At 43.3% G+C, this 12,033-nt stretch carries 11 protein-coding genes and 2 tRNA genes; 6 read left to right on the top strand and 7 right to left on the bottom strand.

Annotated features, from left to right (window positions below; genetic code table 11):
- Positions 1-495 precede the first annotated feature (495 nt).
- The 6 genes from PLL47_RS13275 to PLL47_RS13250 all read left to right on the top strand — a co-directional run bounded on the left by PLL47_RS13275 (position 496) and on the right by PLL47_RS13250 (position 7,224).
- Positions 496-1,293 carry a 2-amino-3,7-dideoxy-D-threo-hept-6-ulosonate synthase gene (locus tag PLL47_RS13275; RefSeq protein WP_324446859.1) on the top strand — a complete coding sequence of 266 codons (798 nt, stop codon included), beginning with the start codon at positions 496-498 and terminating at the stop codon, positions 1,291-1,293.
- A 144-nt stretch (positions 1,294-1,437) separates the two neighbouring features.
- Positions 1,438-2,580: a 3-dehydroquinate synthase II gene (locus PLL47_RS13270; protein ID WP_324446857.1), complete on the top strand. Its 1,143-nt coding sequence runs from the start codon at positions 1,438-1,440 to the stop codon at positions 2,578-2,580.
- A 52-nt stretch (positions 2,581-2,632) separates the two neighbouring features.
- Entirely contained in the window at positions 2,633-3,361 is a 729-nt protein-coding gene (aroD, locus tag PLL47_RS13265; RefSeq protein ID WP_324446855.1) for a type I 3-dehydroquinate dehydratase, read from the top strand.
- Positions 3,358-4,200: a shikimate dehydrogenase gene (locus PLL47_RS13260; protein WP_324446853.1), complete on the top strand. Its 843-nt coding sequence runs from the start codon at positions 3,358-3,360 to the stop codon at positions 4,198-4,200. The genes aroD and PLL47_RS13260 overlap by 4 nt, the downstream gene beginning before the upstream one ends.
- A gap of 23 nt (positions 4,201-4,223) precedes the next feature.
- A complete protein-coding gene (locus PLL47_RS13255; RefSeq protein WP_502883705.1) occupies positions 4,224-5,618 on the top strand; it encodes a prephenate dehydrogenase in 1,395 nt (464 codons plus the stop codon).
- Between the two features lie 70 nt (positions 5,619-5,688).
- Entirely contained in the window at positions 5,689-7,224 is a 1,536-nt protein-coding gene (locus tag PLL47_RS13250) for a HEAT repeat domain-containing protein (RefSeq protein WP_324446850.1), read from the top strand.
- A gap of 161 nt (positions 7,225-7,385) precedes the next feature.
- Here PLL47_RS13250 and tpiA read toward each other — a convergent pair whose 3' ends face one another.
- The 7 genes from tpiA to PLL47_RS13215 form a co-directional block, all read right to left on the bottom strand.
- A complete protein-coding gene (tpiA, locus tag PLL47_RS13245; RefSeq protein WP_324446848.1) occupies positions 7,386-8,054 on the bottom strand; it encodes a triose-phosphate isomerase in 669 nt (222 codons plus the stop codon).
- Between the two features lie 66 nt (positions 8,055-8,120).
- Positions 8,121-9,299: a bifunctional 5,6,7,8-tetrahydromethanopterin hydro-lyase/3-hexulose-6-phosphate synthase gene (locus PLL47_RS13240; protein ID WP_324446846.1), complete on the bottom strand. Its 1,179-nt coding sequence runs from the start codon at positions 9,297-9,299 to the stop codon at positions 8,121-8,123.
- A 281-nt stretch (positions 9,300-9,580) separates the two neighbouring features.
- Positions 9,581-10,198, bottom strand: a complete 618-nt coding sequence (locus PLL47_RS13235; RefSeq protein ID WP_324446844.1) for an endonuclease III domain-containing protein — start codon at positions 10,196-10,198, stop codon at positions 9,581-9,583.
- Positions 10,199-10,388: 190 nt separating this feature from the next.
- A tRNA-Cys gene (locus PLL47_RS13230) sits at positions 10,389-10,460 on the bottom strand.
- A gap of 71 nt (positions 10,461-10,531) precedes the next feature.
- A tRNA-Cys gene (locus tag PLL47_RS13225) sits at positions 10,532-10,603 on the bottom strand.
- Positions 10,604-10,759: 156 nt separating this feature from the next.
- Positions 10,760-11,323: a YIP1 family protein gene (locus tag PLL47_RS13220; protein ID WP_324446842.1), complete on the bottom strand. Its 564-nt coding sequence runs from the start codon at positions 11,321-11,323 to the stop codon at positions 10,760-10,762.
- Between the two features lie 159 nt (positions 11,324-11,482).
- The gene (locus PLL47_RS13215; protein ID WP_324446840.1) at positions 11,483-11,848 is read right to left on the bottom strand and encodes a hypothetical protein; all 366 of its coding nucleotides are present in this window, start codon (positions 11,846-11,848) and stop codon (positions 11,483-11,485) included.
- Positions 11,849-12,033: the final 185 nt, after the last annotated feature.

Raw genomic sequence — 12,033 nt, 5'->3', positions numbered from 1 at the left:
AATTGGAGGATTTCAAAAATATAAAATCCTGAAATTTTACTGCGGAAAGTGCGTTGTATATTCCTGACTTTGCTTCGGCGATTTCTTACCCTCTCCCACTCCCCAAATCTGATTTTTGACTCATACAATGGTATCGACAGAAAAAGTGCTCAAATAACTTATTTGAGGATTTGAGATAGGCATGACAACCTGACAATAATCAAAGTTGCGCTGGCGCGCCCCGTAGCAAGCTAGCGGGGTATTCGACTGAAGTAAACTGTTAAATAAGAGAAAACTTTAAAAACTGTGCATTATAGTACATAGATGTACAGATTAGTCCAGTATTTACTTTGCAAATTCATGATTACTGAAAATCGGATCAGAGCAGGGCCTGAAAAGTTTTAAATAGGTGTGTGTGCTAGTATGTGACACACTAGCACGCTAGAAGAAATAAAGGATAAAAACTAAAGAAATATACAGACAAAGTTAATCAACTTAGAATTTAGGGGAACCAGAATGTCAGAAATCGGCAAAAAAATACGCATAGAAAGGCTGATGAATCGAGAGAGCAGAAACATGGTCATTATTCCGATGGACCATGGAATCTCTGACGGACCTATTGAAGGGCTTATTAATATTACCGATACAGTTAATAGGGTTGCTGAAGGAGGAGCAAATGCAGTTCTCATGCAGAAAGGTATGGTCAGGTACGGGCACAGAGGCTACGGCCACGATATCGGGCTTATTGTGCATATCAGTGCCTCTTCTGTCCTGAGCCCCGACCCCAATGCCAAAGTACAGGTCTGTACCGTTGAAGAAGTGATAAAAATGGGAGCTGATGCAGTTTCCATGCATATCAACGTAGGGTCCAATACAGAAGCCGACCAGCTCGAAATGCTCGGAAAAATCTCAAGGGACTGCACGGAATGGGGAATGCCTCTTCTTGCCATGATGTACCCCAGAGGCAAAAAGATCACAAACCCCCATGACCCTGTAAATGTGGCACACGCTGCCAGGATTGGAGCCGAACTCGGAGCTGACGTAGTAAAAACCGTATATACCGGAGATCCGGACAGTTTCAGAGATGTGGTAAGAGGCTGCCCTGTACCTGTAGTAATTGCAGGCGGACCGAAAACCTCAACCGATCTGCAGCTTCTTGAAATGATTGACGGAGCTATGGAAGCCGGAGCAAGAGGAGCTGCAATAGGAAGAAATGTTTTCCAGCACAAAGATCCTGTAAGGCTGACAAGGGCTATCTGTGAAATCGTGCATCACAGAAGACCTGTAGAAGAAGCTCTGGAGCAGCTAAAGTAAAAGAATGCTGAGAAAAATTAAGAAGCAAAAACCAAGCCCGAAGTGAAAGAATTAAAAAACGAAAGATGCCGGAATTGCCGGATAAAGTACCGGAGTAAAGACCGGAATAAAAAAAACAGAATTTATGAACGGGGTTGAAAGCCTTTGAAGAAGAAAAGCGTCTGGATAAAAGCCGATGAAGGCGGATGGGAAGAACAGAAAGATAGAATCACAACAGGTCTCGAATCCGGAGCCGACTGTGTACTTGTAAACCCGGCAGATGTAGGAAAGGTCAGGGAACTGGGAAACATTACAGTTGCAGCCTTTGCGCGCGACAACAGGTCCGGGGCTGACATCGTGGTCGTTGGAAAGAGAGGAGAAGGCGATGGAACAAAACCCCTGCCGAAAGAGATTCCGGGTTCATTTGATGTAAACGCAGCAACCCTGCTCACTGATAAAGGCGTAACCGTAGGCGGATACGTGGTCATAAAGGATAAACACTATGAGCGCTTCGCAGCCGAAATGGGAAAAATCTGCGACTATCTGCTTGTTACCGGCACGGACTGGAAAGTCATCCCACTGGAAAACCTGATAGCTGACCTCCAGCGTGAGAAAGTAAAGATCATCTTTGGAGTAAAAAGTGCTGAGGAAGCAAGGCTCGCCTTCCAGACTCTTGAATCGGGAGCTGATGGAGTACTTCTTGACAGTGGAAATCCTCAGGATATAAAAGACACAATAAAAGCTGCAAGAGAACTTGAAAGCGAAAGTGCCGAACTTGAAGCTGCAGTTGTAACCAGGGTAGAAACCCTCGGAATGGGAGACCGGGTATGTGTGGACACATGCAACCTCATGCAGCGCGGAGAAGGCATGCTTATAGGTTCGCAGGCCAGCGGGATGTTCCTGGTAAATTCGGAGTCCGATGAAAGCCCTTACGTGGCAGCCCGCCCGTTCAGGGTAAACGCTGGTGCAGTTCATTCTTACATAAAAATTGGAGATAAAACCCGCTATCTTTCAGAGCTCCAGGCAGGAGACACCGTAACTATCGTAGACTCAAAAGGAAAACAGCGGGAAGGTATTGTCGGCAGGGTCAAGATCGAAAGCCGTCCACTCATGTTAATTGAAGCAAAAGCCGGAGACAGGACTTTAACTGTAATCCTGCAAAACGCCGAAACCATCAAGCTCGTAGGAAAGGATGGGAACCCAATCTCGGTTGCAAAGCTCAAGAAAGGAGACGAGGTTCTGGTCCGTCTCGAAGAAGGAGCGAGGCATTTCGGCAAAAAAATAGAAGAGACGATCATAGAGAAATAAACCAGAAAAGCCGAAAAAACCTGATTTATTAACTCCCGGATTCGGAGAAAATATGACTCAAATAGGCTCATTTGACCTTGAAAAAAGAACTGCAGTTGTTGCAGTAATCCTTGAAAACCCCCTCGAAACTTCAAAGAAAGCAGCCGAAAAAGGAGCTGATATCCTTGAAATCCGGCTGGATTTACTGGGAATCAGGGATCTGGAAAGAGCTGCAGAGACGGTCAGGAAAATAAAATCCGAAACCGGACTTCCTTTACTCATTACTAACCGTTCTGGAGCAGAGGGAGGGAAGTGGGAAGGAAAAGAGGAAGATAGAATAGGACTTCTTACAGGTCTCCTTTTTTTTAAAGATGGACCGGATGCGATTGATATCGAACTTTCCGCCGGCAGGAAAGATAGAGATAAAGTTATAAAAACGGCCAAAGACAACGAAAAAACCGTAATCATCTCTTCCCATGACTTTTTAAAAACTCCTTCTCTTCAGGATATGAAGACAATTCTTGAAAAAATGTTTCTTGAAGGGGCAGATATTGCCAAACTTGCAGTTATGCCTCAGTCAATGGAAGACACCCTTAATCTGCTGAGAGTTACTCTGGACTTTAAAAGTGCAGGAAAATCAGTGTGTACCATTGCAATGGGCAGTCAGGGAAAACACACAAGAGTGGTTGCTCCCCTCTACGGTTCAGTACTCACATATGCTTCTATAGAAAGTGATACAGCCGCTGCTCCCGGTCAGCTTCCGGCAGATGAAGTAAAGAAAATGATGGAAATGTTAAAATGAAGCAGGTTTTTGGTGTATTTGGAGACCCAATAGGTCATTCCCTTTCCCCTGCCATGCATAATGCTGCTTTTTCAGCCCTTGGTATGGACTGTGTTTATCACGCTTTCAGAGTCACGCCGGAAAAGCTGGAAAAAGCGATCCTTGGAGCCGAAGCTATGGGATTTGGAGGGCTTAACCTGACAGTTCCCCTGAAAGAAAAAGCTTTGAAACTTGACTTCATCAAGCCTGACCCCCTTGCAAAAAGGATCGGGGCAGTAAACACTGTAGTCTTTGGGAAATCAGGAGAAATCCAGGGGTATAATACTGACGGACTTGGGGCAAGGCAGGCGCTTCTGGAAAATGGAGTGGAAATTACAGGGTCCAAGATAGTGGTTGCAGGAGCAGGAGGAGCAGCAAGGGCAGTTGCTTTTCAGCTTGCAGCCGACGGCGCAGATATCACGGTAATAAACAGGACAGAAGAGAGGGCGGCAGAACTTGCAAAAGAAATCTCGGCTGCAGCCCTTCCGGGAAAAATAAGCGGTACAGGGCTTTCAGGGTTAAAAGAACTTTTGCAGAATGCAGACGTCCTTATCAATACCACAACTCTCGGCATGCACCCTAACACTGATACATCTATTGCGACAGCAGAAGAACTTCACAGCAGCCTTACTGTTTTTGATATTGTTTATAATCCGCTTGAGACCAGGCTTTCAAGGGAAGCAAAGGCTGCAGGGGCAAAAACGATAAGTGGGGTTTTGATGCTTGTTTATCAGGGAGCAGAAGCTTTCAGGCTCTGGACAGGAGTTGAACCGCCGGTGGAACTCATGAAAAAAACCGTACTGGAGGCTCTGCAGGCTTGAATACGGAATCTGAGACCGGAAAAATGAAAGTTCTGATCCTTGGCGGAACCGGAGAGATGGGGCAGTGGTTCACACGTTTTTTTAAAGAAAGAGGTTATGAAGTTACTGTCTGGGGAAAAGGCGGCAAAGTTGAAGTCGCTAAAAAACTGGACGTACCTTTTGCTTCGGACCTTGAGGCAGTTATCCCTGAAAGTGACATAGTGATAGTATCTGTTCCGATCAATGCAACAGAAGAAACTATTGCAGAAGTCGCCCCAAAGATGAAATCAGGAAGTCTTCTGATGGATTTTACCTCTATCAAGGTAAAGCCTGTAGAAGCCATGAAAAAGTTTGCACCCGGGGACGTTGATATTCTTGGAACTCACCCTATGTTCGGTCCGACTATTCCCACGATAAGGGGTCAAACCGTAATTCTTGTCCCGGTAGAAGGGCGCTCGGAAAAATGGTTTCCGGTAATAAGGAAGCTTTTTGAGGAAAGCGGCGCACATGTTGAGATCACAACTGCAGAAGAACACGACAGGCTGGTCTCAGTGGTACAGGGACTCACTCATTTTGCCTATATTACTATAGGGACAACCATTGACAGGCTTGATTTTGATATAAAAAAGTCCAGGAAATTCGTAAGCCCCGTATACAGTATAATGCTTGACTTTGTGGGCAGAATCCTGGGCCAGAATCCCTACCTCTATGCCCTGATTCAGATGGAAAACCCTGGTGTTCCTGAGGTTCACGAGGCATTTATAAAGGAATGTGAAGAGCTTTCCAGCCTTGTGAGGGCACACGATGAAGAAGGCTTTGTAAAAAAGATGAAAGCAGCTGCCCGTAAATATGATGACACGGCTCATGCCCTGCGAAGGTCGGACAAACTGATCAACTCGAGGATAACCGAATATGAGACTATCCTGAATTCCGTAGGAAAAGTCTGCGGCTTTTCTCATATCTATTCCGGAAATATCCATGTGGGCAAACTGGAAAAAGTGGGACCGAACGAGATAGTTCTTACGAAACTTGTCTCAAAAGGCACTGCTCCCCATATAAAAAACAAATTCATTAAACTCAAACTTGAAAACCTTCGCCTTCTCTCAGAATCTGAACTGAGGGAATGGAGAAAAGAAAACCTGAAGCATTCGGTAAGGGATATTTCAGTCGTGATACCTGAGGGGGCCGATCCTGAAATCATTCTCGGAGCAGTGAATACAAACGAACATCTTGCAGACTGTAAAATAAGCGATATCTACAATTGGAAGAATGGAACAGCCTCCGAAAAAGAAATAAGTGTACCCAAAAAATTAGGAGTAACTTACAGAATAACCATATTCGGAGACTGTGATGCAGATTCTGTAGAAACTGAAATAACATCTCTTTTTTGCGGGCTCGGATGCCGTGTAAGAGAGAAAAATCTGAAACTCAGAAAATAAAAAGCCCTTTCTCTTTGCCGGGTTGATAAACAGAGAAATACATATAAACAATTAATAGATAGAAATTATAATGTCCCAAGTTAAATGGAAAATTTCTCTTTTATTTACACTTATCACTCTTTCTATATTTTTTTCGCTTCTTTTAAGCGGTGATGAGTTCACGGAAAGAATGGAAAATACAACAAATACCACAGCAGTGGATGGATTTTCGGGAGAAAATCGAATTGAAAGTCTAATAAATAGACTGGAAACTGGCACTGACAGTGAAGTAAAGCTAAATGTCGCAACCGAACTCGGAAAACTCGGAAAGCCAGCGGCCAGCGCCCTTATTGAGAAGATCGAAACCAAAAATTCGAGTTCAGGGGGAGAAATAACAAGTTATATGCTTCTCGCGCTTCTTGAAACCGGAGATGAAAGAGCGGAAGATATTATTTCAGAAAATCTTGGAAAAGAAGGAACTTCAAGTACAACTGTATCCGACGGAGCACAGAGTCAGGGGGAGGTCCCGGAAGAGATTATACTGGCTATAGAAGCAAAAGATAAAGCCATGCGAGAGAGCCTTGCAAGATCACTTAATGGGGAATACGGAAATGATACAGACCTTCTTGAAGAAGCCCTCAAGGCAGAAGAACAGAATTCCACTCTATATACTTCCTTTGTACTTTCAAATTTCGAATCTGAATCGGGAAACGAAAATGAAATACTCCTTCAGGCTCTTAAAAGCGAAAAAGGATACGTAAGAGTCGCAGCTGCAATGGCCCTTGGACAAAAACAGGAAACTGCCGCAACAGACTCCTTACTGAAGATGCTTTCTCAGGATTATCCTCTGGCTGGACACAGTGCAGTTATGGCACTTGGAGAACTAGGAGATGAAAGAGCAGTAAGCGCCCTGATGAATGAATTGAAAAATAACGAAAAAGATTATATCAGGAGCAGCACTGCAATCGCTCTTGGAAAATTAGAGGCAGAAGAAGCAGTGCCTTATCTTATAGAGAGACTGAGAGATACAAAAGCTTCTGTAAGAAGTAATGCAGCCCTTGTACTTGGAAAAATGGGAGACGAGTCGGCAGTAGAGTCCCTGAAAAACATTCTGGAAAGTGGAAAGGAAGCTGAAGGAAGAAGAAAAGATAGTCTAAACACAGGTGTAGATGTCCGAAAAAGCGCTGTCCTTGCTCTTGGGGGAATAGGAGGCACTGAGGCTACACAGACATTAATCGGCGTAATAAACGACGATAGGGAAATACCTGAAGTAAGGGTAGCCGCAACCTTAGCTCTTGGCAATATAGGAAGCCCTGAAGCCGTAAATACCCTTGAAACGATATTTAACGACCAGAGCATGAATATGAGCGTCAGAAACGGAGCATTCCTCGCCCTTGGAAAAACTGGTAACCAGGAAGCTGCAGGATTCTTTATAGAAAAAATCGGAGATAAAGACTTTGGAGTAAGTGCCAGAGAAGCCCTTGTTAATATGGGAGAAACGGCAGTTGAGCCTCTTATAGAAAACCTGAAAACAGAGGACCAGAAAGTTAAGGATGAGACTGCCCTGATCCTTATTGAAATTGGGGACCCAAGAGCGGTAAAACCTCTTATTGAGGCTTATAAGTAATTTTAAAACTTAATAAGTTTAAAAAAGCGGCTGAAAAAGCCGCATTTTTTTATTCAAATGCCTTTGTTATTGGATTATTTTTGCTCAGAGTATTCCTTATTCGGATATACGAGTTTTTTGGGAAATAAGTTTCCTTGGAGAATAGAATTTTAGAAGAAAGTTTAAATCAAACTGATAAGCTCTTCCAGTGCTGCCTTTGGATCTTTAGCTTTCACGATTCCTGATGCAAGGAGTACACCCTGAGAGCCAAGGTCAAGGGCTGCCCTGAGGTCTTCACCTTTAGAAATTCCGGCGCCGCAAAGCACTTTTACTCCAGGATTGATCTTTGCAACAGCTTCAACAGAACCGCTAACTACTTCAGGGTCGGCTTTTGAGACAGGAATTCCGCTGCCTATAAGCTCCGGAGGTTCGATTGCTACGTAATCCGGACCAAGAGCTGCACCTGCGGCAGTTGTTGGGACATTGTTGGTGCAGATAACTGCTCTGATCCCGAATTCTTTTGCGGCTTTTAAGGAAGCTTCAATTTCTGCAAGGGTCAGACGCCTTTCAGAGTGATTGATAAGAGTCCCGACAGCACCTGCTTCCTTTACACATTTTCCATAAACATGACCTGTGAAACTTCCTGCTCCTATGCCGTCCATATGCTGGGAAAAAACAGGAAGTTCAACTTCGGAAGCTACCCTGTAAATATCAGGAAGCTGGGGGGCTACTGCGATCTCGATACCTGACTCTTCGGACACGGCTTTGCAGGCTTTTGCAATTTCTACTGCTCCCCTGCCTGTGCCCTGTGTATAGGTCTTATAGTTCAGTAAAATGAATGGTGAATTCAAGGAAGATACCCTCCTGAAAAGTGAAAAGAAAAGGAAAAGGAAAAAGCGTGGAAAAAATCCACGCGCTCAGAAGTCTGTCATGACTCTGAACTGGTCAATTTCCGGCTTGTTAAGGGCATTGATAAACTGTTCAGCCATTTCCCTGACGTCTTTAGCATTGGTGATAGCACGTCCGACCACGAGGATGTCAGCACCCTGTTTGAGGGCTACAGGCACCTTGTCGAGGCGGACTCCGCCTGCAACTGCTACCAGAGCTTTAGGAGCAATCTTTTTGATTTCCGCAATATTGCCCCAGGCGTGTTCTGTGCCTTCGATATCAATTCCACGGTGGAGTTCAATTACATCAGGCATGGCTTTGAGCTGCTTCAAGACGGAAATCGGGTCGTGCTGGTTAAGTGTATCCATAACAGCATAGATACCTGTCTTGTGGGCTTCCTCAATGAGCTTGTCGATGGTACTGATAGGTGCAAGGGCTGAAACGACAATAGCGTCACCTGCGGCATCTGCAACCATTCTGGCTTCAAGGTTTCCGGTATCCAGGGTCTTTAAGTCAGCGACAATGAAGGCATCCGGTCTTACTCCCCTGATCTTTGAAATTACGTCTGTTCCGTAACGTTTGATAAGAGGTGTACCAGCTTCAATTATTACATGGTCGCTGTTCGGGATCTGGGAGATTGCAGAAAGCACGAACTCAAGGTTCGGGTTGTCAAAGGCGATCTGCAGGTATGGTGGGTCCCAGAGTCTTGTGACTTTGAAGCCCATGATAGCATGTGTGGATTTGTTGCTTTCTTCAAGCACAGTGTCGATGTCCGGGAAGCCTTCAAGTGCTCTCTTTATTGCGAGTTTTGTGGCTCCGTAGTTGTACCTGTAGATTTTGTTGTAGTCCTGGGCTTCAGGGTGGATAAAAACGCTTGCTACGATAACAAGGTCTTCAACCTGATCCTTGGGGATCACGCCTTCTTCTACAGAGTCTGCTACTGCTTTTGCAACAGCTGACTGGGCAGGTCCGAAAATTCTTGCTGCCTGATCCATGTTCTTTACTGTAACCTTCGGGATAATAAGGGTTGAAGGCTTTGGCGGCAGGTTGGGCCTGATAACGGAAAGGAGAGGGGTGTGCCCGGCTGAGAGCTGAGTAAGGCCATTTGCGAAAGCCTGTCCTACAGGACCTCCCTTATCTCCTATCATCAAATCAACGTGGGCAAGTTCCGAACCCTGCCCCATTAATGCTTCTCCTATCTGAAACATGTTTAACCTCGTGAACTGGTAAATGTGAGATGCAGATTACTCATAAGATATACTGTGCAGAGTATTGATAATATACATGTAAATATTGATAATTTGCATGTAAAGTATGATAACTGTGCAGCTTAAATGAATCTGTCACCAGATTAAGGGATAAGATAACCCTTTTGCCAGCTTAATGCCATCTTTATATAAAAAATCTCGTATCCCCATAACAGTTCTTCATTCTGTACAGTGCCTTACGAATTCGATTCTGGAATTTAAAATAGTTCAGGAAAACCTGATTAAAGGAGAATTTTAGGGCATATATCGCTCAGGACGCAAATTTCGCACCTTGGAGCTACAGGCCTGCAGACATTTTGCCCGAATTTTACAAGCAAAATATTAACGTGCCTCCAGTATTTTTGCGGCAGGACTTTTTTCAATTCTATTTCTGTCTCTTCAGGGTTCTTTGTTACTACCAGCCCAAGCCTGTTAGAGATCCGGTGGACATGTGTATCTACAGCAAGGGCGTCTTCTTTAAGGAAGGCATGAGCAAGTACACAGTTAGCTGTTTTCCTGCCGACTCCGGGAAGTTTCAGGAGAGTTTCCATCTCGTCCGGGACCATCCCGTTATACTCCTGCAGTAAAATTCTGGAAATCTCCTTTATCCGCCCGGCTTTAACCCTGTAAAAACCCACATCTTTTATAAGCGTTTCAATGTCCTCAACATCAGCTTCGGACATTTCCTCAGGGGTTGAAAATCTTTCAAAAAGCTTCTCTGCTGCGGGATAGGTTACATCGTCCCTAGTTCTGTGTGACATGACAGTGGAAATTAATGCGAAAAAAGGTTCACGCACATCCACAGTACAGCCATCGGGATAGAATTCAAAAAGCCTCCGCATGAGCTCATCAATGTCCATGCCCAGAATTAGTATTCTCCTGATATAAAAATGTCAGATTAAAGATTACTTGAACTATCAATTGAAAGATGAAAAACAAGTCATCTGGTATTTAAATTAAAGACAAAAAAGATTTGGAAAAGATTTAGACAAAAATTGATAAAAGGGGTAAAAGAAAAAAATTTTAAGAGAAAAATAGAAGTTTTAAAGAAGCCAAGATCCGGATTCGAACCGGAATGGTATCGCTCTGCAGGCGATTGCGTAGCCGCTCCGCCATCTTGGCACAAAGTGGATTCGTTTAAAGCACTTTATTGAATATATAGTTTTAGGTTGAATCGATTATTGAAAGAAAAAAGCCAAGATCCGGATTCGAACCGGAATGGTATCGCTCTGCAGGCGATTGCGTAGCCGCTCCGCCATCTTGGCATTTTCGATCACGTGTTAGCCGTGTAGATCCAATTAAAGTAGTTTCTTATATATAAATATTTAGCTTGAGGCAACGATTTCGAAAGAATTGAGAAGCACACAAAAAAATGGAGAGTATCTTTTTCCGAGAGACACCCGGACCAGAAGATAACCTTTTCAGACAAGAGCAGAAAAAGCACTTGACAGAACAAATATTGCTACAACCATAGCCAGTAAGAAGACCAAGAAAGTCGGCAGAAGTACAGCTATCGCAGATCTTGCCATGCTTACATTATGCACAATCATGCCGCCAACAATATAGAGGTAGATTCCGTAAAACCCGAAGATCCAGCCGATAAGAGGAATCCAGGACAGCAGCATCACAGCAGAGGCATAGCATATGAATCTCAAAGTGCCTTCATAACTTCCTTCGCCTCCAAGAACTTTATAAATGAGATGGAGAATTGCAGCTCCAATAATAACAGAGACAATACCCATAATTGGGAATATGATCGCAGCCATAAGCGATGTAGATAGACCATATCCTCCGGTACCCATCATTCCATATCCATACATACCTCCCATCATTCCACGGTTAAAAAGTGCCGTCAAAAGCCCGTATATGAAATAGCTGATTGCTGCAAAAGTGAGCGGCTCAGCATATCCTCCGGTCGTTGGCATTTTTCTGAAAAAATCAGTCGGTCTTTGAATAACCTCTTTCCAGGTCTCGATATAATCCATAGTGTATCCCAATAAAAAATACGTACGAGTCATATTTAAAGATGAGTTAAAAAAGAAACCTGTTTTTAGATAAACAGGATAAGTTAGACTTCAAAAGAGAAGGCACAATAAAATTTAAGAAAAATTTCCACAGAAGTACATTGAAACAGACAGACTAAATCACTCATTACTGTTATCTTTGATCTCTCTACCCTGCTGCTCACTTACTGTTCCACAAGTCAACAGGTTTAATGCTTCAAATATACCTTCACCCACACTTATTCCTTTTAGAGCACACTTCTTCATTAAACGATCATAAAGATCTTCGTTCTGGTCTTTAATAAAATCACACATATCTAAAATGAATTTGTCCGTTAAAAATACTTCTTCTTTATTTACCCAATTCGTAACCGACTCAATCAGATATTGACGTAGAGGTTTATCCTTTCCTATAGCGCTCAAATTCGCAAAAGCGCATTCATCTGCTCCCAGAACCCACTTTTCAAGCTTAAAGTCAAATATATCTCCACTACCAGCGTCACTCATACATAATCCTCCTCAAATAATAAGAGGATTCATAATATTTAAAAATTTTAGACGATTTTTATAATATAAGAAAGATCAAAGTCGACATAAGAACAGATCAGTATAAAAACTAATGATTAAAAAAACAATATCAGAAAAACAATATCAGAAAAACAAATTAGAATAGAAGTATTATAAGGTGAGCT

The sequence above is a fragment of the Methanosarcina sp. genome (assembly GCF_035390745.1).
Classification (GTDB): domain Archaea; phylum Halobacteriota; class Methanosarcinia; order Methanosarcinales; family Methanosarcinaceae; genus Methanosarcina.
The sequence above is the reverse complement of the archived record's forward strand: the minus strand, read 5'-3'. Positions and strand labels throughout refer to the sequence as shown.